Genomic DNA, 24,044 nt, shown 5'->3' with positions numbered 1-24,044 from the left:
GACGGGCCTTATTCGGCCCTGAACTTCTCCTCCAGCCTGGCGCGGACGCGCGGGCTGACGAAGGACGAAATGTCGCCGCCCAGCCGCCCGATCTCCTTGACGAAGCGCGAGGAGATGAACTGGCAGCGTTCCGAGGCCATCAGGAACAGCGTCTCGGTGTCCGGCGACAGGCGGGCGTTCATGCCCGCCATCTGGAATTCGTACTCGAAATCCGACACCGCGCGAAGCCCGCGGATGATGATGCGCGCTCCGCTGTCCCTGGCGAAGTCCACCAGAAGGTTGTCGAAGGGCAGCACGTCGATGTTGACGCCGTTGGCGGCGCCGACATCGGCGACCTCCTCACGCACCAGTTCGACGCGCTCGTCCAGGGTGAACAGCGGCCCCTTGCCGGCGTTGACCGCCACCGCCACAATCAGGCGGTCGACGACCTTGGCGGCACGGGAGACGATATCGAGATGGCCGTTGGTAATGGGATCGAAGGTACCGGGATAGAGGCCGATCCGCTCATTCATTTTCCCCTCCGGGCGATGGAATGTCGGAGTCCTCCCCATTGTCCAGTTCTTCGTCGGACCCTTCTGCGGGGCCGTTGACGTCGTTGAGGCGGGCGGCGGAAACCACGCGCTCGCCTTCCGCGGTCCTGAGGACGATCACCCCCTGGGTCTTGCGCCCGGCGATGCGGATGTCGTCCACCGGCATGCGGATCAGGGTGCCGCCGTCCGAGACCAGCATGATCTCGTCGGCGTGCTCGATGGGGAACGAAGCCACCACCGGGCCGTTCTTGTCGGTCAGGTCGATGTTGGCGATGCCCTGCCCGCCGCGGCCGGTGATGCGGTACTCGTAGGCCGAAGTGCGCTTGCCGTAGCCGTTCTCGGTGACGGTCAGGATCATCTGCTCGTCGGCCGACATGCGCTCGGCGTCGGGGCCGGTGAGGTCGCCGCGCAGGTAGGCGTCGCGTGCTTCCATGCCGAAATCCACGTGCTTGAGGATGGACATGGAGATGACCTGGTCGCCGGATTCAAGGCGGATGCCGCGCACGCCGGTGGAATCGCGCCCCTTGAAGACGCGGACGTCCTCGACGCAGAAGCGGATGGCCTTGCCGTTGCGGGTGGCCAGCAGCACGTCGTCGGCGCTCGAACACGGCAGCACCGCGATCAGCTTCTCGCTCTCACCCAGCTTCATGGCGATCTTGCCGTTGGCGCGGATGTCGACGAAATCGGACAGCAGGTTGCGGCGCACGTCGCCCACCGAGGTGGCGAACATGACGTTGAGCTCGCTCCAGGTGGTCTCGTCCTCGGGCAGCGGCATGATGGTCGAGATGGTTTCGCCCTCGCCCAGCGGCAGCAGGTTGACCATGGCCTTGCCCTTGGCCTGGGGGGTGCCGAGCGGCAGCCGGTAGACCTTCAGCTTGTAGGCGATGCCGGTCGACGAGAAAAACAGTACCGGGGTGTGGGTGTTGACCACGAACACCTGGTTGACGAAATCCTCGTCCTTCATGGACATGCCGGAGCGGCCCTTGCCGCCGCGCTTCTGCGCCCGGTAGGTGGACAGCGGCACCCGCTTGATGTAGCCGGTGTTGGTCACCGTCACCACCATGTCCTCGCGGGCGATCAGGTCCTCGATGTCGGCCTCGAACTCGGCGTCCTCGATGGTGGTGCGCCGGGGCGTGGCGAACTGGGTGCGGATTTCGATCAATTCGCCGCGCAGGACGTCCAGCAGCTTCGGCCGCGACGACAGGATCTCGAGGAATTCCTGGATCTGGACGCCGATCTCGCGCAGCTCGTCGCCGATCTTGTCGCGCTCCAGCCCGGTCAGGCGGTGCAGGCGCAAGTCCAGGATGGCCTTGGCCTGGGCCTCCGACAGATTGTAGGCGCCGTCCACGATGGCCCGGCCGGGCTCGTCGATCAGGCGGATCAGCGGCTCCACGTCCATGGCCGGCCAGGCCCGCGCCATCAGCTGCTCGCGGGCGGTGCCGGGATCGGGAGCGCTGCGGATCAGGGCGATGACATCGTCGATGTTGGCGACGGCGATGGACAGGCCGACCAGCACATGGGCCCGCTCGCGCGCCTTGCCCAGCTCGTAGATGGTGCGGCGGGTGATGACCTCCTCGCGGAAGGCGACGAAGGCGGTGATGATCGCCTTCAACGGCATCATCTCGGGCCGGCCGCCGTTGAGCGCCAGGGAATTGACGCCGAACGAGGTCTGCAGCGGGGTGAACTTGTAGAGCTGCGCCAGCACCACCTCGGCGATGGCGTCGCGCTTGATCTCGATCACCACCCTGACGCCCTCGCGGTCCGACTCGTCGCGCAGGTCGGATACGCCCTCGATCTTCTTGTCGCGCACCAGCTCGGCGATCTGCTCGAGCATGCGCGCCTTGTTGACCTGATAGGGCACCTCGGTGACGACGATGGCCTCGCGGTCCTTGCGGATCTCTTCGACGTGGCAGCGCCCGCGCATCACCACCGAGCCGCGGCCGGTGAGGTAGGCCGAACGGATGCCGGCGCGGCCCAGGATGGTGCCGCCGGTGGGGAAATCGGGTCCCGGCACCAGGTCCATCAGCTGCTCGGGCGTGATCTCGGGATTGTCGAGAAAGGCGCAGCAGGCGTCGATCACCTCGCCCAGATTGTGGGGCGGGATGTTGGTGGCCATGCCCACGGCGATGCCGCCGGCGCCGTTGACCAGCAGATTGGGAAAGCGCGCCGGCAGCACCAGCGGCTCGACCGTCGAGTCGTCGTAGTTCGGCCCGAAATCGACGGTTTCCTTGTCGATGTCCTCGATCAGCGTATGGGCCGAACGGGCCATGCGCGCCTCGGTGTAGCGCATCGCCGCCGGCGGGTCGCCGTCCATGGAGCCGAAATTGCCCTGGCCGTCGATGAGCGGCAGGCGCATGGAGAAGTTCTGCGCCATGCGCACCATGGCATCGTAGATGGCAGCGTCGCCGTGCGGGTGGTATTTGCCCATGACGTCGCCGACGATGCGCGCCGACTTGCGGAACGGCTTGTTGTAGTCGTACCCGCTCTCCTTCATCGAATACAGGATGCGCCGGTGCACCGGCTTCAGGCCGTCGCGGACGTCGGGCAGGGCGCGGCTGACGATCACGCTCATGGCGTAATCGAGATACGAGCGCCGCATCTCCTCTTCGATGGTGACGGGAGCGATGTCGGATGGGGGCGACGAAGGCGGAGTGGTCAAGGGGGTTCCCGGAAAACCAGAATTTGGGGGCGGCACGGCGGCCACGGAGGCGCACGCTACCAGATATCGTGCACTGCGACAACCACAAGGCCGACCGCCCGGCGCGGCGCCGGAAAGGGCGCGGAAGGGCGGATTCATTCCCCTTCGGCAGCGCCGGTTTCCCCTTTCGGCGATGGCCGGAAGAGCACCGTCCGACATCGTCCGCTCCACGCTAGATTCGGTCCACGCTTCGGCATGGTGGACGGAGGAACGCGACATGCACCGTTTGGCCCCCCTGGTCTGCGCCGGCCTGGTCCTGGCGGCCTGTTCCGGACCGGCGGCACCCCCGGCGGTGCGCGTCGCCGGCGTACCGTTCCACGCCCAGGAGGGCTTTCGCTGCGGGCCGGCCTCGCTGGCCATGATGCTGGGCTGGACCGGGCTGGACGTGCGGGCGGACACGCTGGAGGCGGCCTTCGCCCGCCGCAGCGGCGACCCGCGCAAGGTGCTGGTGGCGGCGGCGGCACGCTACGGACGCTTCGCCTATCCGGTGTCGGGCCTCGACGCCGTCATCGCCGAACTGGACTCCGGCCATCCGGTGCTGCTGCTGGAGAACCGCGGGGTGGCGGAAAAGCCGCTGTGGAACTGCGTCGTCGCCGTCGGGCACGACCGCGGCGCCCTGCTGGTCAACGGCGGCGGACAGGCCGGCCGGGCGGTTTCCTTCGACCTGCTGGAGCGGCTGTGGGGGGATGCCGGCCATTGGGGCCTGGTGATCCTCAACCCCGGCGACCTGCCGGTGGCGCCGCGCCGCGACGGTGTGGTCGCCGCCGCCGCCAATCTGGGGCTCGCCGGGCGCCATTGGGAGGCGGTGCTGGCCTACGACGCCGCGCTGGCCCGCTGGCCCGGCGATTCCGAGGCCTTGACCGGGCTGGGAGCCAGCCTGCGGCTGCTGGGCGATGCCCAGGGCGCCGCCGAGGCCTACCGGGCCGCCGCCGAATCGACCTCCACCGTCGCCGAAACCCGCGATGGCCGGCGGCAGTGAAATCCCCTTTTCGCCGCCGCGGCCTGAGGCTAAAGTCCTGTCCCTTGGTTTTCTCGCAGCGGGGGTAGGGCTTCCATGGCCGGTAGCGTCAATAAGGTCATCCTGGTCGGTAATCTCGGGCGCGATCCCGAGGTGCGTACGTCCCAGGACGGCTCGAAGATCGTCAACCTTTCCATCGCCACCTCCGAAACCTGGAAGGACCGGTCCAGCGGCGAGCGGCGGGAAAAAACCGAGTGGCACCGGGTGGTGATCTTCAACCCCAACCTGGCCGACATCGCCGAGCGCTACCTGAAGAAGGGCAGCTCGATCTATGTCGAGGGCGCGCTGCAGACCCGCAAATGGACCGACCAGCAGGGCGTCGAGCGCTATTCGACCGAGGTGGTGATCGGCCGCTTCAAGGGCGAGCTGACTCTGCTCGGCGGCCGCGACAGCGGCGGCGGTGGCGGTGGTGGCGGCGGCGGTGGTGGCGGCGGCGGCGGGTATGACGACGGCGGCGATTACGGCGGCGGCCAGCCCCAGCCCCAGCGCGGCGGCGGCGGTGGCGGCCAGCAGCGTGGCGGCGGCGGCGGCGGTGGCGGCGGGTCCGGCTGGGAGCCGCCGGCCGATCTCGACGACGATATCCCCTTCTGATCGTCCGGACTTCCCCCAGCCCCCCGGGATTCGCTACCATCGGCGAAAATGATCCCGGGGGAGGATGTCCATGAAGTTCACGACGGCGGCGGTCGCCGCGCTTTTCCTGTCGCTGGCCGTTCCGGCCCCGGCTCCGGCGGCCGAAATGCTGCCGGCGCCGCAGATGGCCGATGACGGCTTCTATCACCCCGACTGGTTCCTGGTCAGCTTCCTCGACCTCAAGGAGGACCTGGCCGATGCCCGCAAGGCCGGCAAGCAGCTGATGCTGACCATCGAGCAGCGCGGCTGCGGCGCCTGCAAACGGGTGCACGAGGTCAATTTGCGCGACCCGCGCGTGGTCGACTACATCCGGTCCCGCTTCCACGTCATCCAGATCGACCTTTACGGCTCGCGCGAGATCACCGATTTCGACGGCCAGGTGCTGTCGGAAAAGGACTACGCCCGCAAGCTGGGCGTGCGCGCCACCCCGGCCATGCTGTTCTACAAGGACGACGCCACGGGCGGCGGCGGGGACGCGGTGGCGTGGAAGGCGGTGGGCTACCTGGAGCCGGAACCCTACGTCAACGCCTTCGCCTACGTGCATCAGCGCGGCTTCACCGGCCAGAAGGAGCCCGATTTCCTGGCCTGGCTGAAGGGACCGGGCGAGAAGGTCCGGCTGCAGTAGCGACGCGGGCTTTATCCCGCCCCGGAATCTCTCTAACATCCCGGCCCTGCCGATGGCGATGCAGGGCTGAGGGTCATGAGCGGTTTCATCCGCGTGCGCGGAGCGCGCGAGCATAATCTGAAGAACATCGACATCGACATCCCGCGCGACCAACTGGTGGTCATCACCGGGCTGTCGGGCTCGGGCAAGTCCTCGCTGGCCTTCGACACCATCTATGCCGAGGGCCAGCGGCGCTATGTGGAATCCCTGTCGGCCTATGCCCGCCAGTTCCTGGAATTGATGCAGAAGCCCGACGTGGAGAGCATCGAGGGCCTGTCCCCGGCCATCTCCATCGAGCAGAAGACCACCTCGCGCAATCCCCGCTCCACCGTCGGCACCGTCACCGAGATCTACGACTACATGCGCCTGCTGTGGGCGCGGGTGGGCGTGCCCCACTCCCCGGCCACCGGCCTGCCCATCGAGAGCCAGACCGTCAGCCAGATGGTTGACAGGGTGCTGGAGATGCCCGAGGGCACCCGCCTCTACCTGCTCGCCCCCTATGTCCGCGGCCGCAAGGGCGAGTACCGCAAGGACCTGCTGGACCTGCAGAAGAAGGGCTTCCAGCGGGTCAAGGTCGATGGCACCCTGTACGAGATCGACGCGGTGCCGGCGCTGGACAAGAAGAAGAAGCACGACATCGAGGTGGTGGTCGATCGCCTGGTGGTGAAGCAGGGGCTGGGCAACCGCCTGGCCGATTCCTTCGAGACCGCCCTGGGCCTGGCCGACGGCCTGTGCATCGCGGAGAACGCCGACAGCGGCGAGCGCACCACCTTCTCGGCGAAGTTCGCCTGTCCGGTCTCGGGCTTCACCATCGAGGAGATCGAGCCCCGGCTGTTCTCGTTCAACAACCCGTTCGGCGCCTGCCCGGCCTGCGACGGCCTGGGGGTGAAGCTGTTCTTCGACCCGGCTTTGGTGGTGCCGGACCACGACCTCACCCTGCGCGAGGGGGCCATCGCGCCGTGGGCCAATTCGACGTCGCAATACTACCACCAGACCCTGGAGGCGCTGGCCCGCCATTACGGCTTCGACCTGCACACCCCGTGGCGGCGGCTGCCGGTGAAGGCGCGCGAGGTGATCCTGTACGGCTCCGGGACCGAGGCGGTGCGCATCCAATACGAGGACGGCTTCCGCGGCTACGCCACCGACAAGCCGTTCGAGGGCGTCATCAACAACATGACGCGGCGCTACCGCGAGACCGATTCGTCATGGGTGCGCGAGGAGCTGTCGCGGTTCCAGGCTACCACCCAGTGCGAGGTGTGCGGCGGCGCCCGCCTCAAGCCCGAGGCGCTGGCGGTCAAGATCCGCGGCCTCCACATTTCGGAGGTGGCGGAATTCTCGATCCTCAAGGCGCGCGACTGGTACGCCGAGCTGGAGCAGCACCTGAAGCCCAAGGACCGCGAGATCGCCCGCCGCATCCTGCGCGAGATCAACGAACGCCTGGGGTTCCTGGTGGATGTCGGCCTCGACTACCTGACCCTGTCGCGCGGCTCGGGCACCCTGTCTGGCGGCGAGAGCCAGCGCATCCGCCTGGCCAGCCAGATCGGGTCCGGCCTGACCGGCGTGCTCTACGTCCTCGACGAGCCCTCCATCGGCCTGCACCAGCGCGACAACGACCGCCTGCTGGCGACCCTGAAGCGCCTGCGCGACATCGGCAACACCGTCATCGTGGTCGAGCACGACGAGGACGCCATCCGCACCGCCGACCATCTGATCGACATGGGACCGGGGGCCGGCATCCACGGCGGCCAGGTGGTGGCCCAGGGCACCCCCGACCAGGTCAACGCCAATCCCGACAGCCTGACCGGCCAGTACCTGACCGGCAAGCGGTCCATCCCCCTGCCCGCCCTGCGCCGCGCCGGCAACGGGTCCCATCTCCGGCTGAACGGCGCGCGGGGCAACAACCTGCACGACGTCTCGGTGGACATTCCGCTGGGCACCTTCACCTGCGTCACCGGGGTCTCGGGCGGCGGCAAGTCGACCCTGGTCATCGAGACCCTGTACAAGGCGCTGGCCCGGCGCCTGATGGGGGCGCGCGAGCAGGCCGCGCCGTTCGACCGCATCGACGGCATCGAGCACCTGGACAAGATCATCGACATCGACCAGTCACCCATCGGCCGTACGCCGCGCTCCAACCCGGCCACCTATACCGGCGCCTTCACCCCCATCCGCGACTGGTTCACCGAGCTGCCCGACGCCAAGGCGCGCGGCTACAAGCCGGGGCGGTTCAGCTTCAACGTCAAGGGCGGTCGCTGCGAGGCCTGCCAGGGCGACGGCGTCATCAAGATCGAGATGCACTTCCTGCCCGACGTCTACGTCCAGTGCGATGTCTGCAAGGGCAAGCGCTACAACCGCGAGACCCTGGAAATCACCTTCAAGGGCAAGTCCATCGCCGACGTGCTGGACATGACCATCGAGGAAGCCGCCGACTTCTTCAAGGCGGTGCCCTCCATCCGCGACAAGATGGTCACCCTGCAACGGGTCGGCCTCGACTACATCCATCTCGGGCAGCAGGCCACCACCCTGTCGGGCGGCGAGGCGCAGCGCGTCAAGCTGGCCAAGGAATTGTCGCGCCGGGCCACCGGGCGCACCCTCTACATCCTCGACGAACCCACCACGGGGCTTCATTTCGAGGACGTAAGGAAGCTGCTGGAGGTGCTGCACACCCTTATCGACGGCGGCAATACGGTGCTGGTGATCGAGCACAACCTGGAGGTCATCAAGACCGCCGACTGGATCATCGACATGGGACCCGAGGGCGGCGACGGCGGCGGCCGGGTGGTGGTGGCCGGCACGCCCGAGGATGTCGCCCGCTGCAAGGCCGGCTATACCGGGCGCTATCTCGCCCCCTACCTGGGAAAGTCGGTCCGGCGGCGGGCATAATTCCTTGCCAGTAAGAATATTTTTGTTGCAGTGCAGCATGCCTTTGCGCTATCACCGGACTCGGACATTCGTCAGGGGTAAAGACCATGCTGGGACCGGCTGAATTGCGCGAGATCAACGAAGCCCTGAGCCTGGAAACGTCCGAAAACACCCGCGGCGAACGGCGCAGCCCCTACATCACCCCGCAGTTCGGGATCGGCCTGGCGGTGACCCGGGCCGCCGCTTCGGGCCTGCGCCCGCCGTTCGGGCCGCTGGCCCCGGCGCGCTGATTTCGACCTCCCGCCAGCTGCCCGGCGCCAGTCCCTCCAGCGTCCATTCCCCCACCGCCCAGCGGATCAGCCGCAGGGTGGGGAACCCCACGGCGGCGGTCATGCGGCGAACCTGACGGTTCCGCCCTTCTGTCAGCACAAGCTCCACCCAGCTGGTCGGAATATTGGCCCGCCACCGCACCGGCGGGTCGCGCGGCCATAGCCCGTCCGGTTCTGCCATCCGGCGTGCCGCCGCCGGCAGGGTGCGGCCGTCGTTGAGATCGACGCCGCGCCGCAGCCGCTCCAACGCCTCTTCGGTGGGGACGCCTTCGACCTGCGCCCAATAGGTCTTGGGCAGCTTGGAGCGCGGCTGGCTGATGCGGGCGATCAGCGGCCCGTCGGCGGTCAGCACCACCAGCCCTTCCGAATCGCGGTCCAGGCGCCCGGCGGGATATACGTCCGGCACCGGAACGAAATCGGCCAGCGTCCGCCGGCCGCCGTCGCGGTCGCTGAACTGGCACAGTACGTCGTAGGGTTTATTGAGGAGAAGAAGGCGGGCCAAGCGTCAGCGGCGGTCCTTCTCGGCCCGCACGGCCAGGGCGCGTCCGATGAGCAGCTTGGCGACGATCAGCCCGGCGCCGAACACTAGGCCGGAAGCGATTGCAATGGTTTCGATGCTCATGCGGGACCTCAAGGGCAACGTTTCGCCGACTATATCACCGGATTGTCATGGAATGCGAGGTCAACCGATTGACCGTGACAACCCCCACCCCATCCCTGCTATGGTCCCGGGCGAAACCAACACACAAGGACGTACCGATGGCCTCGCAGATTCGCGCCTCTCACATCCTCCTCATGTACAAGGGGTCCATGCGTTCGATGGCGGAACGCTCGAAGGCGGACGCCGAATCGGCGATCCAGGCCCTGCGCGACGAGTTGGCCAAGGGCGCCGATTTCGCCGCCCTGGCCCGCGAATACTCGGATTGCCCCTCGGGCGAGGACGGCGGCGATCTGGGCTATTTCGGCCAGGGCTCGATGGTGCCCGAATTCGAATCCGCGGCGTTCGGTCTCGGCACCGGCGAGGTGTCCGAGGTGGTCGAAACCCCGTTCGGCTTCCACCTGATCCAGCGCACCGATTAGGAGCCGCACCGATGATCGCGCCCGCCACCCTCGAAGCGATCCTGGCCGACCATGCCCGCTGGCTGATGGGAGCCGCCGACGCCAAGCGGGCCAAGCTCGACCACAAGCAGTTCGGCGGTGCCGATCTCAGCGGGTGCGACCTCAGGAACATCAGCCTGCGCGAAGCCGATCTGTCGGGGTGCAATCTGGCCGGAGCCAACCTGGCGGCGGCCAATCTCAGCGGCGCCAACCTGCGCGGCGTCGATTTCACCGGCGCCAACCTGCAGGAGGCCGACCTCTCCAATACCGATCTGCGCGACGCCATCCTGACCGGCGCCAATATCGACGGCGCCGACGCCTGGCGCTGCAACGTGCTGGGCACCGTCATCAGCCCCGGGGACCTGCACCGGCTGATGGGCTGCGTGATGCCGAAAGCGCGATGAAAAAAGGCCCCGCTTTCGCGGGGCCTTCTGGGTCACTTGCCGGGCTGGACCCGGAGCCGTTCGACCACCTTGCCCTCGATGAAGTGGGACTGGACGATCTCGTCGAAATCGGCGGGCTGGGTCGGCTGATACCAGACGCCTTCAGGGTACACCACCATCAGCGGGCCGTTGCCGCAGAAGCCGAGGCACGAGGCCTGGGCCAAGCTGACGCCCTTCTCCCACAGCATGCCCTGCTGGAAGCGTTGCATCATCTGATCGAACATGGCCTGGCCGCCGCCCTTGCTGGTGCAGCACCCGCGCGGGTGGCCCGGCGGGCGGCTCTGGACGCAGACGAAGGCGTGGTACTTGTGCGACATGGTCTATCCCCCTGGCGATTGGACCGGCCTGACATACCCGAATTCGCGACGCCAGGCTAGAAGCATTATAAAATCACGATCCTAGCGTTCACCGGCGGCGGCCTCGCGCAGTTCCAGTTCCTCGCGGCTGAACAGGTCGTAGCGGATCATGGCGTTGTCGACGGTCTTGCCGGTGAGTTCGCGCCACTTGTCCATGGCCTCCTTGCGGGCGAAGGGGCCATGGCTTTCCAGGTGGCGGCCGGGGGCGATGGTCTCGAAGCCGGTATCGGCGTACTCGCCGCCCACCACGAACCACTCGTCGGCGGCCGAGGGGGCCTCGTCGGAGCGGATGAAGTAGCGCACCATGGCGTTGTCCACGGTCTTGCCGGTGATGGCCCGCCAGCAGACATGGGCGTCGTGCTCGTCGAAGGGGCCGAAGCGTTCCTCGGTCTGGCCCGGGGCGATGGTGGTGAAGCTGGTATCGGCGTACTCGCCGCCGACAACGTAGTACGACTTGGCCATGGCAGTCTCGACCTACTCTTGTGGGGAGGTGGCGCTGCCTGATTATACCTATACCGCCTTGATGACAAGCAGCGTGAGGTCGTCCTCCTGCGGCCGGCCGCGGCGGAACAGGTCGAGATCCGCCATCACTGCCGCGACGATCCCTGCCGCCGCCTGGGCGCTGGCCGCGCGAACGGCGGAGCGGAGGCGGTCGGCGCCGTACATCTGGCCGTCGGGGTCGCGGCATTCCCAGATGCCGTCGGTCCCGATCACCAGCAGGGCGCCGTTGGGCCAGCCGCGATGGGCCATCTCGTGGAAGCGCCACTCGGGATCGACGCCGAGGGGAATGTCGCGCCCGGGAACATCGCCGAAGCCGTCGGCGACCGGATCGTAGGCTATGACCGGCCCATGGCCGGCGCTGATCCAATGGATGGAGCGGCTGGCGCCATCCATCACCGCCAGGAACAGGGTCATGAAGCGCCCGCCGCGCATATAGGGCGCCAGTTCGCGGTTGACGGCGCCGAACAGGGGGGCCAGCGCCCCCGCCTCGGCCACCCGCCGCTCGAGCAGGCGGCCGGCGATGCGCCTGAGGCGGGCGGCCAGGGCGTCGTGCCCGGCCACGTCACCCACCGCGATGGCCACCCTGCCCTCGCCCGGCGGCAGGAAGACCGCGTGGAAGTCGCCGCCCCGGCGATGGCGCGGCCGGCAGGCGCCGGCGACGTCGAAGCCGGGCACAGCCGGCAGCTCCCGCGGCCACGCTTCGGCGGCGGTGCGTCGGGTCCGCCGGAACGGCAGCAGGGAGGCGAAGGTCCACATGGCGCAATCCGGCATGTGGCGGCTGCGGCATCGGCGATCAAGCCAAGGCGCTGGACAGGCGGGGCCATCCGCCTTATGTCCAGGCCCATGACCCAACCCATCCATGTCATCGGCGGCGGCCTGGCCGGATGCGAGGCCGCCTGGCAGATCGCCCGGGCCGGCATCGCCGTTGTCCTGCACGAGATGCGCCCGCACCGCCCCACCCCCGCCCACCAGACCGGCGCCCTGGCCGAGCTGGTGTGTTCCAACTCCCTGCGCTCCGACGACGCCGACTACAACGCCGTCGGGCTGCTGCACGAGGAATTGCGCCGCGTTGGGTCCCTGATCCTGGACCGCGCCGATGCCCACCGGGTGCCGGCCGGCGGCGCGCTGGCGGTCGACCGCGAGGGCTTTTCGGCGGCGGTGGAGGCGGCCATGGGCGACCATCCCCTGATCACCGTGGTGCGCGAGGAGATCGCCGGCCTGCCGCCGGAGGACTGGGACTCGGTCATCGTCGCCACCGGGCCGCTGACCTCGCCGCCCCTGGCCGAGTCCATCCGCACCCTGACCGGCGAGGCCTCGCTGTCCTTCTTCGACGCCATCGCCCCCATCGTGCACAAGGACAGCATCGATTTCGGCAAGGCGTGGTTCCAGTCCCGCTACGACAAGGGCGAGGGCTCGGACTACATCAACTGCCCGCTGACCCGGGACGAGTACTACGCCTTCATCGATGCCCTGCTGGCGGCCGAGACCGTGCCGTTCCACGACTGGGAGAAGGACGTTCCCTATTTCGAGGGCTGCCTGCCCATCGAGGTGATGGCCGAGCGCGGCCGCGACACCCTGGCCTTCGGCCCCGGCAAGCCGGTCGGCCTGACCAATCCCTACGGCCCCAAGCCCTTCGCGGTGATCCAGCTGCGCCAGGACAACGCGCTGGGCACCCTCTACAACATGGTGGGGTTCCAGACCAAGCTGCGCCACGGCGAACAGGTCCGGGTGTTCCGCACCATCCCCGGGCTGGAAAATGCCGAGTTCGCCCGCCTGGGCGGCCTGCACCGCAACACCTTCGTCAACGGCCCGCGCGTCCTCGATTCCACCCTGCGGCTGAAGGCGGCGCCGCGCCTGCGCCTGGCCGGGCAGATCACCGGCTGCGAGGGCTATGTGGAAAGCACCGCCATCGGCCTGCTGGCCGGGATGTTCGCCGCCGCCGAGCGGCTGGGCCGCGACCTGCCGTCCCCGCCGGCCACCACCGCCCTGGGGGCGATCCTGGCCCACGTCACCGGCGGCGCCAATGCCGAGACCTACCAGCCCATGAACATCAATTTCGGCCTGTTCCCGCCGCCGCCGGACCGCGATGCCCGGGGCAAGCGGATCAAGGGCCGTGATCGCAAGAAGCTGTATTCCGACCGGGCCAGGGCCGACCTGCCGGCGTGGCTTGAGGCCCGGTAGCTACTTCCGCTCGATCAGCTCGATCTTGTAGCCGTCGGGGTCCTCGATGAAGGCGATGATTGTGGTGCCGTGCTTCATCGGTCCCGGCGGACGGGTGATCTTCGCCCCCGCCTTGGCAAGCGCGTCGCAGGTGGCATGGATGTCCGGCACCCCCAGGGCGATGTGGCCGAAGCCGTTGCCCAGGTCGTAGCGCGGGGTGTCCCAGTTGTGGGTCAGCTCGATCACCGCATTGGCAGCTTCATCGCCGTAGCCGACGAAGGCCAGGGTGAAGCGGCGGTCGGGATAGTCCTGGCGGCGCAGCAGTTTCATCCCCAAAAGCCCGGTATAGAAGGCGATGGAGGCGTCCAGGTCGCCGACCCGGATCATGGTGTGGAGCAGGCGGAAACTCATGGCGACCTCCGTGCGGCGATGATGTCGAGAACCGTGGCGGCGGCGCGGTCGCCCGGATTGTCCGTGCCCAGGCCGAAGGCCGCCATGGCCTCGGCCATCCCGGCCCGCTGGGCGTCGCGCGCCGCCGGGTCGCCGAGCAGGCGGTCCACCGCCGCGGCCAGAAGGTCCGGGCGACACTGGTCCTGCAGCAGTTCCGGCATCACCTCGCGGCCCAGGGTGATGTTGACCAGGGTGACCCAGCGCAGGCGCCGGTGCAGGCCGAAGACGCGGCGGGCGATGAAGGCGGTCAGCGGCGCCACCCGGTAGGTAAGCACGGCGGGCAGCCCCGCCAAGGCCAACTCCAGCGCCACCGTGCCCGAGGCGGCCAGGGCGCAGGTGCCGGCGGCCAGGGCGTCGTAGCGGGCCTGGCGTCCCTCAACCACCATGGCCGGCAGCGGCCAGCCGGAGACCGCCTCGCGCACCACCGCAACCACCGTCTCGACGGTGGGCACCACCACCGTCAACCCGGGGTGACGCAGCTTCAGGATGTCCAGGGTTCGGGCGAAGACCGGCAACAACCGGCCGGTCTCGGAATGGCGGCTGCCGGGCAGCATCACCAGCAGCGGCGCATCGGGCGCCAAACCGTGGGCGGCGCGGAAGGCGGCGCCGTCGCCCTTGTCGGCGCCGCTTTCGATGACCGGATGGCCGACATGGACGGTACGCAGACCCTCGCGCTCGAAATAGGGCGGCTCGAACGGCAGCAGGGTCATCAGCAGGTCGACCGCCCGCGCCACCTTGCGCGCCCGCTTCTGCTTCCACGCCCATACCATGGGGGCGACGTAATGGACGCGCGGAATGTCCGGCACGCGGTCGCGGCAGCCGGTCTGCACCCGGCCGGTGAAGCCCCACGAATCGATGGTCACCACAACGTCGGGGCGCTTGGCCTCGATGTCGGCCAGGGTCTGCGACAGGCGCCTGAGGATACGGGGAATGCGGGGTAGCACCTCGACCAGCCCCATCACCGAGAGTTCCGCCATGGGGAACAGGCTGTCCAGCCCCTCGGCCCGCATGGTCTCGCCGCCGATGCCGGCGAAGCGCACCGCTCCGCCGGTCCGCGCCTTCAGGCCGGCCATCAGCCGCCCGCCGAGCAGATCGCCCGAGGGCTCGCCGGCGATGACGTAGACCAGCAATCCCATGGGGTCAGCGCCCCAGCACGAACAGGCCGGACGCATCGGCCTCGGCGGCGATGGCGGCGCGGTCGAGGACCAGGGCGCCCCCCGCTTCCACCGCGATGCCGCGCAGGCCGCCGGCGGCGGCGGCCCGCACCGTATTGACGCCGATGGTGGGCAGGTCGAGGCGCCGATCCTGGCCGGGTTTCCGCACCTTCACCAGCACGCCGCCCGGGCCTTCGCGGCGCAACTCGCCGCAGCGGCGAATCAGGGCGTCGGTGCCCTCCACCGCCTCGCAGCCCAATACCACCCCCTGCTGCACCACCACCGCCTGGCCGACGTCGAGGGCGCCGATACCCTTGGCCACCTCCCAGCCGCGGGCGATGTCGGCCTCGGCCTGGGTGTCAGGGTGGAGCGAGCCGAACAGTCCCTGGGGCGCCAGGCAATCGGCCAATACGTCGTCGATGCCGACGACGCGGAACCCTTCCTCCTCCAGCTCGCGGGCCACCGCGCGGAGCAGGCCGTCATCGCCAAGCGCCTTCAGCCCGACCTTGGCGAAGAAGCGGGTGGTGCGCCAGTCGGGGGCCAGTTCCGCCAGGGTGGGCCGGCGCACCGGCCCGATCATCACCACCTCTTCGACCCCGACCTTGCGCAGGAGATCGAAGCCGGTGCCGGCTTCGCCCAGGCGAATCCAGTCGGCCGGCGCGTCGGCGATCACCGCCGGCTCGGCATGGTTGGTCAGGGCAAGGACATGAAAGGGTCGGTGCTGAGCCCGGCAGGCGGCGATGGCGAGGCCGGGAAAGGCGCCCCCGCCCGCCACGATGCCGAGCTTAGCGATCATCGTTGAAGCCGGGGGTGCACAACGACCGGGATGAATCGGAGCGGATGAACTCGACGATCTCCATCACCACCGGGTGGTCCTTGAACTGCTCCTCGACGTCCGAGAGGCGCTCCTGCAGCGTGCCCTCGGGCGCGAACAGCAGGCGGTAGGCGTTGCGCAGGGTATGGATGTCGTCGCGCGAGAAGCCGCGGCGCTTCAGCCCGACGATGTTGAGACCGTTGAGATGGGCGCGGTTGCCGATCACCATGCCGAAGGGGATGACGTCGGCCTCGACCCCCGACATGCCGCCGATCATGGCGTGCTTGCCCACCCGCACGAACTGGTGCACCGCCGACAGGCCGCCCAGGAACGCACACTCCCCGACCGTCACATGGCCGGCCAGGGTGGCGTTGTTGGCCATGATCACGTTGTCGCCCAGGATGCAGTCGTGGGCGACATGGGCGCTGGCCATGAACAGACAGGAATTGCCGACGCGGGTGACCATGCCGCCGCCCTCGGTCCCCGGCTGGATGGTGACGTATTCGCGGATCTGGTTGTTGCTGCCGATCTCCAGGGTCGACGGCTCGCCGTGGTACTTGAGGTCCTGGGGCTGGTGCCCGATCGAGGCGAACGGGAAGATGCGCGTCCCCGAGCCGATGGTGGTGCGGCCCTCGACCACCACATGGGACAGCAGTTCCACGTTCTCGCCCAGGCTCACATGCGGGCCTACGACGCAATAGGGACCGATCTTGGCGGTATCGGCGATCTCCGCCTGGGGATCGACGATGGCGGTCGGATGGATGTCGGGCATCAGGTGTCCAGGATCATGGCTGCGTAGGTGGCTTCGGCCATCAGGGTCTCACCGACCTTGGCTTCGCCCCGGAACTTCCACACGTTGCCGCGCGAACGCTCCTTGAAGACGTGAATGGCGAGCTGATCTCCGGGTCCCACCGGCTTGCGGAAGCGGGCGTTCTCGACGCTCATGAAATAGACCAGCTTGCCTTCCGCCGACGGACCCAGGGTCTCAACCACCAGCACGGCCGCGGTCTGAGCCATGGCCTCGATGATCAGCACCCCGGGCATCACCGGACGGCTGGGAAAATGCCCCTGGAAGAACGGCTCGTTGATGGTGACGTTCTTGATCCCCACCGCGCTACGGTCGGGAAACACGTCGATCACCTTGTCGACCATCAGGAACGGATAGCGGTGCGGAATCATTTCCATGATCCGCCCGATATCGATGACCTTCCCCTCGCCCACACTCACCATCGTATTCATCCTGTCCGATCCTTTCCCCCGGAACAGAGTCCTTAACTCTTGTGCCGCGCCATCTTGCTGAGGATGGCGGACTGGCGCAGCCATTCGACCCTGGGCACCGCCGGCGAACCGCCCACCGTCTCGCCGGGACCGATATCGCGAGCGACGCCGGCCTGGGCGGCGATACGCGCGCCCGCACCGATCTTCAGGTGCCCGGCAATGCCGACCTGACCGCCGGCGGCGACGAAATCACCCAGTTTGCTCGATCCGGAAATGCCGACCTGGGCGACGATGACGCAGCCGCGGCCCAGCTGCACGTTGTGCCCAATCTGCACCAGATTATCAATCATGCAGCCGTCGCCGATCACCGTATCCGGCCCGGCGCCGCGGTCGATGGTGGTATTGGCGCCGATCTCGACGTCGCTGCCGATGAGCACCCGGCCCAACTGGGGGACCTTGAGGTGCCCCTGCGCCCCCATGGCGAAGCCGAAGCCGTCCTGGCCGATGCGTGCGCCGGGATAGATGGTCACCCGCGCTCCGACCAACGCATATTGCACGGTTGCATTGGCGCCGATGGTGCAGTCCTCGCCCAGCACCACGCCATGGCCGATCACCACATTGGGTCCGATGCGGCAGCGGGCTCCGATCTCGGCGCCGGCGCCGATCACCGCGCCGGGCTCGACCCGGCACCCCTCGCCCAGTCTGGCGGAGGGGTCGATCACCGCGCCGGGGGCGATCCACGGCTCGGGCGCCAGCGAAACCGGGTAGAAGGCCTGGGCGATGCGGGCATAGGCCCGGTAGGGATCGGCCGACAGCAGCAGCGCCATGCCGGCCGGGGCGCGCGGAGCCATGTCGGGGTGGACGACCGCCGCCCCCGCCTTGCTGGCCTCGAACGCGGCGGCGTATTTGCGGTTTTCGAGGAAGCTCACCTCGTGCGCGCCGGCGGTCTCGAGCGGCGCCACGCCGGTGAACTCGGCATCGGCATCGGCGCCGGGGGCGAGCTCGGCCTGGGAAATCTCGGCCAGGCGGCCCAGGGTGAACGGGCCGCGCGCGGTGAAGAACCGGGTATCGGTCATGACGAGCCTATTTCTTTTTTCCCGCCGCCGGGGCGGTGGCCTGCGGTGCGGACGCCCCTTCGATTACCGGAGCGGGAAAGACGACCGTCGGGTGCTTGCGGTTCAGCCGGTCGATCACCGTCTGGGTCACCTCCATCCGGGGATCGTGCAGGAAGATCTGGGACTTCGGCAGCACCAGATTGGCGCCCAACTCAGTGGCGACTTCGTCGGTGACCTGCGCCAGCGCCTGCGACAACTCGGCCATGGCGACCCGGAAGGACTTCTCCACCGCCTGATTGGTCTTCTGGTAGCGCTGGTTGAACTCGTACACCTGCTGCTCGAAGGCGCGCGCCTTGGCCTGCCAGGCTTCCTGGGGCTGCGTTGCCTTCTGCTTGACCAACTCGGTCTCGGTCTGCTTCAGCACCTTGCGGGCTGTTTCCTGTTCGGTCTGGTATCCGGCCAGGAACTGGTCGCGCTGGGTGCGTACCACCTTGGCAGCCACCGAATTCTGCATGGCCGCCTGGACGTCGAGGACGATGACGGTCGGAGGCGGAACCTTCGCGGCATTGTCCTGGGCTTCGGCATGGCCGCCGAACGCAACCCACGCCGCGGCCAACGCCCCGATGCAACGGGCGCCGGGCTTGAAGCGCATGCTAGAACCTCGTGCCGAAATTGAACCGGAAGAATTCCGTCTCGTCGAAGGCTTCCTTCATCACCGGCACCGCGATATCGACGGCCACCGGGCCCATCGGCGACTTCCAGCTGAGACCGACGCCCACCGCCGCGCGGGGGGTGCTGGAGTGGTTGATGGTGCCGGTGGAATACTTCTCGGTCTGGCCGATGCCGCCGAAATCGGTGAAGGCCTGGCCCAGCACCCCGTATTCGTCCGGCAGGCCGACCGGGAACTTGACCTGGGCGGTGCCGTAATACTGCCACAGGCCGCCGAGCGCATCGCCGGTGGTGGCGTCGCGCGGGCTGACGCCGGCGGTGGCGAAGCCACGAAGGGTCTCGCCGCCGAGGAAGTAGCGCTCGGTGATGCGGATCTTTTCGTCCAGGCCCAGGATGTGGCCGGCATTGCCGCTGATGCCCAGGGTCACCTGTTCGGCCAGCGGGAAATAATGGCCACCGCCGATGTTGTTGCGCAGGAACCGCTGGGTCCCGCCGAAGCCGGCCAGCTCGTTGTTGATGCGGACGTAATAGCCCTCGGACGGGTCGATGCGGCTGTCGCGGTAGTCCCACAGCAGAGTCTGCTGAACCGAGGACGTCGTCGAGGTTCCCTGCTGTTCCTTGATGAAGGTCGAGGCGGCCGAGCTGACATTCTCCACCTCGTCCCGGCGCAGAAGGTACTTCCAGTCCTGGCGCAAATTCTCGGTGATGGCGTAGCCGGTGCGCAACGAGGCGCCCATGGCCTTGGCGTCGTACGAGCTTTCGCGCTGCAGCTTGCGGGTGACGGCGAAGATGTCGAAGCCGGCGGAAACGCCACGGTCGAGGAAGTAGGGCTCGGTGAACGACAATTCGGCCTGATTGCGCTTGGTTCCCACCGAGGCGGTCAGGCGCAGGTCCTGGCCGCGGCCGAGCAGGTTGCGCTCGCGCAGGGACGCCTCGACCAGCGGGCCGGCGATGGTGGACCAGCCGACGCCGAAGGAAAGCTCGCCGGTGGACTTCTCCTGGACGTCGACCTTGACCACGGTGCGGTCCGGCGCCGTCTCGGAGGGCACGTTGTTGACCTCGACCTTCTCGAAGAAGTTGAGGTCCTTGATGCGCTGGCGCGACCGCCGCAGCTTCGCGGTGTTGAAGGCGTCGCCCTCGACCAGGCGGAACTCGCGGCGGATCACCTTGTCCAGGGTGCGCACGTTGCCGGTGATGTCGATACGCTCGACATAGACGCGCGGACCTTCCTGGACGTCATAGGTGACGTTGATGACCTTGTTGGCCGGGTCGCGGTTGATCTGCGGCCGCACATCGACGAAGGCGAAACCCTTCTGGCCGATCCGGTCGGTCATGGATTGGACGATCTGCTCGACCTCGTCGGCGTTGTACCACTCGCCCTCTTCCGAGATGAGCAGCGGGCTCAGTTCGTCGGCATTGAGGTTCTTGAGGTTGGCCTTGATGTCCGACTTGCCGAAGGTATACCGGTCGCCCTCCTCCACCGTGAAGGTGACGAAGAAGCCGCCGCGGTCGGGGGTCAGTTCGGCGACGCCGGACACTACCCGGAAGTCGGCGAAGCCGTGCTTCAGGTAATAGCGGCGCAGCAGCTCGCGGTCGTAGGTGATGCGGTCCGGATCGTAGGTGTCGTCCGAGGACAGGAAGCGGTACCAGCGCTCTTCCTTGGTCGCCAGCACCTCGCGCAGGCGCGAATCCGTGTACTTGCGGTTACCGACGAAATTGATGCGCTTGACGTAGGTCGGCTCGCCCTCGCTGATCTCGTAGACCAGATCGACACGGTTCTGTTCCAGCTGGATGATCTTGGGTTCGACCGTGGCGGCGAAGCGGCCGTTGCGCTTGTAGAGATCGAGGACGCGCTTGACGTCGTTCTGGACCTTGGTGCGGGTGAAGACGACGCGGGGGCGCAGCTGGGTTTCCTGCTCCAGCTGCTCGTCCTTGATGCGCTTGTTGCCTTCGTAGGCGATGCGGTTGATGATCGGATTCTCGACCACGCGCACCACCACCGCGTCGCCCTCGCGCCGGATGGCGACGTCGGCGAACAGGCCGGTGTTGAACAGGGTCTTCAGCGAGCGGTCGATGCGCTCGGGGCTGTAGGGGTCGCCCTCGGCAAGGGCCATATAGGACTTGACGGTCTCGACCTCGATGCGCTGGGTGCCCTGGACGACGATCTGCCGGACTCGTCCACCTTCCTGGGCGACGGCCGGGAAGGCCATCGCCAACAGCAAAGACGCCAAAGCCAACCCGCGGACGAAAGCCATACAGTCCCCCTGAACACCTCCGCCCGATCATAGGGGGCGGAACCCCGTCACGACAGTGCGTTCTTCACCACATTCCAGACCGGAAGGGATACGATATCGTTCCGGGTGGCGAAGACCATTAAGGCCAATACCAGAAACAGGCCGATTCGGAAACCATATTCTTGTGCCTTCTCGCCCAACGGCCTACCAAGGATGGCTTCGAACGCATAAAACACCAGGTGGCCGCCGTCGAGTACTGGGATCGGAAACAAATTGATTAATCCCAGGTTAAGAGACAGCAGGATGGTGTAGAAAACAACACTGGACAGACCGAGCTGGGCCGCCTCGCCCGCCCCCTTGGCGATGCGGATGGGACCGCCCAGTTCGTCGCTGTCCCGGGTTCCGGCAATCATCTGGCCGATGCCCACGAACGTGGACGTCACCATGGTCTCGGTCTCCCGCAGCGCCTCGAACAGCGCGGTGCCGGGGCCGTGGCGGACCACCTGCGTGCTGGCGGCATCGGCGCTGATGCCCAGGACCGGCACCTTCTCCATGTCGCCGAACAGGCCCTTGCGCTCGACGATGCGCGGCTGCGCCTGGATCGCCAGCCGGCCGCCGGCGCGCTCGATCTCCAGCTCCAGCGGCCGCTCGATCTCGAGCCGCACGATCCGCTGGATGTCCTGGAAGCGCTCCACCTTGGTGCCGTTGACGGCGACCACCCGGTCGCCGGCCTTAAGCCCGGCCTCCTCGGCGGCGGTCCCGGCATGGACCTGCCCGACCACCGGCTCGGTCACCGGCTGGCCCAGGGCCATGAACATCAGGGCCAGGCCGACGATGGCGAAGATGAAGTTGGCCGCCGGCCCGGCGACCACGATGGCGGCGCGCTGCCCGACCCGCTTGTGCTGGAAGCTTTGCGCCTTCTCCTCGTCGGTCATGGGCCGGCCGTCGGGGGTGGCCGAGGCGGCGTCGGCGTCGCCGAACATCTTCACGTAGCCACCCAATGGCAGCAGGCTGACGCGCCAGCGGGTGCCGGCCCGGTCGTTCCAGCCGAACAGTTCCGGTCCGAACCCGATGGAAAAGACGTCGACCCGCACGCCGTTGTGGCGCGCCACCAGGTAGTGCCCGAGCTCGTGCACGAACACCACCACGGTCAGGATGACCAGGAAGACGATGACGTAGTTCCAGAAACCGGCAAGGAATTCCATGTTCACCCGATCGACTTGATCACTGCCCAGGCACGTTCACGCGCGGTGCGGTCCTGTTCCAGCACCTCGGCGATCGAGGCGGGACGGCCCGCATCTGATTCGTCCAGGGTCCGTTCCACCACCGCGGCGATGTCGAGGAAACCGATGCGCCGCCCCAGGAACGCCTCCACCGCGATTTCGTTCGCGGCGTTGAGGATCGTAGGTGCCGATCCCCCGCTTTGCAAGGCGCGCCGCGCCAGCCGCAGGGCGGGGAAGCGGATGGCGTCGGGCGCCTCGAAGGTCAGCTGGCCGATTGCGGCGAGATCCAGCCGGGGGGCCGGCGCGTGGATGCGGTCGGGCCAGCCCAGCGCATAGGCGATGGGCGTGCGCATGTCGGGACTGCCGAGCTGCGCCAGCACCGATCCGTCGACATAGGACACCATGGAATGGATCACCGACTGGGGATGGACCACGATGTCGATGCGCTCTTCCGGCTGGGCGAACAGGTGATGCGCCTCGATCAGCTCCAGGCCCTTGTTCATCATGGTCGCCGAATCGACCGAGATCTTGGCGCCCATGGACCAGTTGGGGTGGGCCACCGCCTCTTCCGGCGTCACCGCCGCCATCTCGGCGCGGCTGCGCGACCGGAACGGCCCGCCCGAGGCGGTCAGCACGATCTTCTCGATCTTGTCGGCCTGGTCGGGTTCCAGCACCTGGAAGATGGCGGAATGTTCGGAATCAACCGGCAGCAGGGTGGCGCCGTGGGCGGCCACCTCGGCGATCATCAGGTCGCCGGCGCAGACCAGGCATTCCTTGTTGGCCAGGGCGACCACCGCACCACGGCGCACCGCTTCCAGGGTCGGTGCCAGTCCGGCGGCGCCGACGATGGCGGCCATCACCCAATCGGCCGGCAGGCGCGCCGCCTCGACCACCGCCTCGGAACCGGCGGCGACCGCGATCCCGGTGCCGGCCAGGGCCTCCCTGAGGGCGCCGTAATGGGCGGCATCGGCCACCACCGCCATGCGCGGCTTGAGCCGCCGGGCCTGGGCGGCAAGGCTGTCGACGCTGGAATTGGCGACCAGCGCCTCGACCCGGTACAGGTCGGGCCGCGCCTCCACCAGCTCCACCGTGTTGCGGCCGATGGAGCCGGTCGAACCGAGAATGGTGATGCCGCGGCGCCCGTCCATCACTGCCACTCCAGTACCGCCCGGCCCGAGCTCCAGGTCGCCAGCGCCACCAAAGCGGCGGCGGCCAGCAATCCGTCGACCCGGTCGAGCAATCCGCCATGGCCGGGAATGATGTTGCTCGAGTCCTTGACCCCGAAGTGGCGCTTCACCCAGCTTTCGAACAGATCACCTGCTTGGGCCACCACCGCCAGCACACCGCTGGCCACGGCCAGGCCGGCCAGGCCGGCGTGGCCGACCGCCGCACCCATGGCGAGGCCGACCAGGGCGGCGGAGGCGACGCCGCCGAGCAGGCCGGCCCAGGTCTTCTTCGGGCTGACACGCGGCATCAGCAGCGGGCCGCCGATGGTGCGCCCGGCAGCATAGGCGCCGATGTCGGTGGCCCAGACCAGCAGGAACAGCCAGATCACGGTGATGCGCCCGAGGTCGCTGTCTCCGCGCAGCCAGACCAGAGCCAGCGACGGCAGACCGGCATAGAGCACCCCCATGGCCGCCCACAGGTGACGGCGCTCGCCGCTGCCCGGCGCGGTGGCCGCCGCCGCGACGGTCGCCGCGGCGATCAGGGCGAGCGCGGCGGCCGGGAAATCGACCGCGGCCAGGGCAGCGCCGGCACCGGCGAGGGCGCCGATCCACCACGTCGCCCCCATTCCGCCCAGGGCCATGCGGTGCCATTCCCAGACCATCACCACCACCGCCACCGCCGCCAGGGCGGCGAAGGCGTAGCCGCCCAGCCAGATCGCGGCCAGGGCCGGCGGTGCCATCACCAGGGCGGAGAGGACGCGTTTTCCGAGCACGG

Annotated in this window: 24 protein-coding genes; 7 read left to right on the top strand and 17 right to left on the bottom strand. The window is 68.1% G+C overall.

Going from position 1 to position 24,044, the window contains the following annotated elements; all coding sequences use genetic code 11:
- Nucleotides 1-8 precede the first annotated feature (8 nt).
- Complete coding sequence (gene coaD / locus MTBUT4_RS03830; RefSeq protein ID WP_173978336.1) at nucleotides 9-512, bottom strand: pantetheine-phosphate adenylyltransferase; 504 nt, start codon at nucleotides 510-512, stop codon at nucleotides 9-11.
- Nucleotides 505-3,189: a DNA gyrase subunit A gene (gyrA, locus tag MTBUT4_RS03825; RefSeq protein WP_173978335.1), complete on the bottom strand. Its 2,685-nt coding sequence runs from the start codon at nucleotides 3,187-3,189 to the stop codon at nucleotides 505-507. The genes coaD and gyrA overlap by 8 nt, the downstream gene beginning before the upstream one ends.
- Before the next feature lie 256 nt (nucleotides 3,190-3,445).
- Here gyrA and MTBUT4_RS03820 point away from each other — a divergent pair, with 256 nt between their 5' ends.
- The 4 genes from MTBUT4_RS03820 (at nucleotide 3,446) to uvrA (ending at nucleotide 8,420) form a co-directional block, all read left to right on the top strand.
- Complete coding sequence (locus tag MTBUT4_RS03820; RefSeq protein WP_173978334.1) at nucleotides 3,446-4,207, top strand: hypothetical protein; 762 nt, start codon at nucleotides 3,446-3,448, stop codon at nucleotides 4,205-4,207.
- A gap of 75 nt (nucleotides 4,208-4,282) precedes the next feature.
- Complete coding sequence (ssb, locus tag MTBUT4_RS03815; RefSeq protein WP_173978333.1) at nucleotides 4,283-4,837, top strand: single-stranded DNA-binding protein; 555 nt, start codon at nucleotides 4,283-4,285, stop codon at nucleotides 4,835-4,837.
- A 70-nt stretch (nucleotides 4,838-4,907) separates the two neighbouring features.
- Nucleotides 4,908-5,501, top strand: coding sequence for a thioredoxin family protein (locus tag MTBUT4_RS03810; protein ID WP_173978332.1), 594 nt, complete (start codon nucleotides 4,908-4,910; stop codon nucleotides 5,499-5,501).
- Between the two features lie 75 nt (nucleotides 5,502-5,576).
- Nucleotides 5,577-8,420 (top strand): excinuclease ABC subunit UvrA, encoded by a 2,844-nt coding sequence (gene uvrA / locus MTBUT4_RS03805; protein WP_173978331.1) that lies wholly within the window; start codon nucleotides 5,577-5,579, stop codon nucleotides 8,418-8,420.
- A 177-nt stretch (nucleotides 8,421-8,597) separates the two neighbouring features.
- Here the strand turns inward: uvrA and MTBUT4_RS03800 are convergent, their stop codons facing one another.
- Nucleotides 8,598-9,230: an rRNA large subunit pseudouridine synthase E gene (locus tag MTBUT4_RS03800; RefSeq protein WP_173978330.1), complete on the bottom strand. Its 633-nt coding sequence runs from the start codon at nucleotides 9,228-9,230 to the stop codon at nucleotides 8,598-8,600.
- Between the two features lie 257 nt (nucleotides 9,231-9,487).
- Between MTBUT4_RS03800 and MTBUT4_RS03795 the strand changes: the two genes are divergently transcribed.
- Nucleotides 9,488-9,808, top strand: coding sequence for a peptidylprolyl isomerase (locus MTBUT4_RS03795; protein ID WP_173978329.1), 321 nt, complete (start codon nucleotides 9,488-9,490; stop codon nucleotides 9,806-9,808).
- Between the two features lie 11 nt (nucleotides 9,809-9,819).
- Complete coding sequence (locus MTBUT4_RS03790) at nucleotides 9,820-10,230, top strand: pentapeptide repeat-containing protein (protein ID WP_173978328.1); 411 nt, start codon at nucleotides 9,820-9,822, stop codon at nucleotides 10,228-10,230.
- Nucleotides 10,231-10,262: 32 nt separating this feature from the next.
- On the opposite strand, the gene MTBUT4_RS03785 is transcribed toward MTBUT4_RS03790, so the two are convergent.
- The 3 genes from MTBUT4_RS03785 to MTBUT4_RS03775 form a co-directional block, all read right to left on the bottom strand.
- Nucleotides 10,263-10,586 carry a ferredoxin gene (locus MTBUT4_RS03785; protein WP_173978327.1) on the bottom strand — a complete coding sequence of 108 codons (324 nt, stop codon included), beginning with the start codon at nucleotides 10,584-10,586 and terminating at the stop codon, nucleotides 10,263-10,265.
- Between the two features lie 81 nt (nucleotides 10,587-10,667).
- Complete coding sequence (locus MTBUT4_RS03780) at nucleotides 10,668-11,087, bottom strand: DUF4170 domain-containing protein (protein WP_173978326.1); 420 nt, start codon at nucleotides 11,085-11,087, stop codon at nucleotides 10,668-10,670.
- 48 nt (nucleotides 11,088-11,135) lie between these two features.
- Entirely contained in the window at nucleotides 11,136-11,882 is a 747-nt protein-coding gene (locus MTBUT4_RS03775; RefSeq protein ID WP_173978325.1) for a PP2C family protein-serine/threonine phosphatase, read from the bottom strand.
- An 87-nt stretch (nucleotides 11,883-11,969) separates the two neighbouring features.
- Between MTBUT4_RS03775 and trmFO the strand changes: the two genes are divergently transcribed.
- A complete protein-coding gene (gene trmFO / locus MTBUT4_RS03770; protein WP_173978324.1) occupies nucleotides 11,970-13,307 on the top strand; it encodes a methylenetetrahydrofolate--tRNA-(uracil(54)-C(5))-methyltransferase (FADH(2)-oxidizing) TrmFO in 1,338 nt (445 codons plus the stop codon).
- Here trmFO and gloA read toward each other — a convergent pair whose 3' ends face one another.
- From gloA to MTBUT4_RS03715, 11 genes are read right to left on the bottom strand one after another with little or no spacing between them, the layout of a single operon-like run.
- Entirely contained in the window at nucleotides 13,308-13,697 is a 390-nt protein-coding gene (gloA, locus tag MTBUT4_RS03765; RefSeq protein WP_173978323.1) for a lactoylglutathione lyase, read from the bottom strand.
- On the bottom strand, nucleotides 13,694-14,872 hold the full coding sequence (gene lpxB, locus MTBUT4_RS03760; protein ID WP_371737516.1) for a lipid-A-disaccharide synthase: 1,179 nt from the start codon (nucleotides 14,870-14,872) through the stop codon (nucleotides 13,694-13,696). The genes gloA and lpxB overlap by 4 nt, the downstream gene beginning before the upstream one ends.
- Nucleotides 14,873-14,876: 4 nt before the next feature.
- Complete coding sequence (locus MTBUT4_RS03755) at nucleotides 14,877-15,686, bottom strand: LpxI family protein (RefSeq protein ID WP_173978322.1); 810 nt, start codon at nucleotides 15,684-15,686, stop codon at nucleotides 14,877-14,879.
- Nucleotides 15,676-16,476, bottom strand: coding sequence for an acyl-ACP--UDP-N-acetylglucosamine O-acyltransferase (gene lpxA, locus MTBUT4_RS03750; RefSeq protein ID WP_173978321.1), 801 nt, complete (start codon nucleotides 16,474-16,476; stop codon nucleotides 15,676-15,678). Before lpxA ends, MTBUT4_RS03755 begins: the two co-directional genes overlap by 11 nt.
- Nucleotides 16,476-16,943: a 3-hydroxyacyl-ACP dehydratase FabZ gene (gene fabZ / locus MTBUT4_RS03745; protein ID WP_173978320.1), complete on the bottom strand. Its 468-nt coding sequence runs from the start codon at nucleotides 16,941-16,943 to the stop codon at nucleotides 16,476-16,478. The genes lpxA and fabZ overlap by 1 nt, the downstream gene beginning before the upstream one ends.
- 32 nt (nucleotides 16,944-16,975) lie before the next feature.
- Complete coding sequence (lpxD, locus tag MTBUT4_RS03740) at nucleotides 16,976-17,998, bottom strand: UDP-3-O-(3-hydroxymyristoyl)glucosamine N-acyltransferase (RefSeq protein WP_173978319.1); 1,023 nt, start codon at nucleotides 17,996-17,998, stop codon at nucleotides 16,976-16,978.
- Between the two features lie 7 nt (nucleotides 17,999-18,005).
- Nucleotides 18,006-18,629, bottom strand: coding sequence for an OmpH family outer membrane protein (locus MTBUT4_RS03735; protein ID WP_173978318.1), 624 nt, complete (start codon nucleotides 18,627-18,629; stop codon nucleotides 18,006-18,008).
- 1 nt (nucleotide 18,630) lies between these two features.
- Entirely contained in the window at nucleotides 18,631-20,901 is a 2,271-nt protein-coding gene (gene bamA / locus MTBUT4_RS03730; RefSeq protein WP_173978317.1) for an outer membrane protein assembly factor BamA, read from the bottom strand.
- Nucleotides 20,902-20,948: 47 nt separating this feature from the next.
- Nucleotides 20,949-22,085 (bottom strand): RIP metalloprotease RseP, encoded by a 1,137-nt coding sequence (gene rseP, locus MTBUT4_RS03725; protein ID WP_173978316.1) that lies wholly within the window; start codon nucleotides 22,083-22,085, stop codon nucleotides 20,949-20,951.
- A 2-nt stretch (nucleotides 22,086-22,087) separates the two neighbouring features.
- Complete coding sequence (locus MTBUT4_RS03720) at nucleotides 22,088-23,251, bottom strand: 1-deoxy-D-xylulose-5-phosphate reductoisomerase (protein ID WP_173978315.1); 1,164 nt, start codon at nucleotides 23,249-23,251, stop codon at nucleotides 22,088-22,090.
- Nucleotides 23,251-24,042 carry a phosphatidate cytidylyltransferase gene (locus MTBUT4_RS03715; protein WP_173978314.1) on the bottom strand — a complete coding sequence of 264 codons (792 nt, stop codon included), beginning with the start codon at nucleotides 24,040-24,042 and terminating at the stop codon, nucleotides 23,251-23,253. The genes MTBUT4_RS03720 and MTBUT4_RS03715 overlap by 1 nt, the downstream gene beginning before the upstream one ends.
- Nucleotides 24,043-24,044 lie beyond the last annotated feature (2 nt).

The organism is Magnetospirillum sp. UT-4 (genome assembly GCF_902729435.1).
In the GTDB taxonomy this organism is placed as follows: Bacteria; Pseudomonadota; Alphaproteobacteria; order Rhodospirillales; family Magnetospirillaceae; genus Magnetospirillum.
Note: the sequence above shows the minus strand (reverse complement) of the source record. Positions and strands in the feature narration are given on the sequence as shown.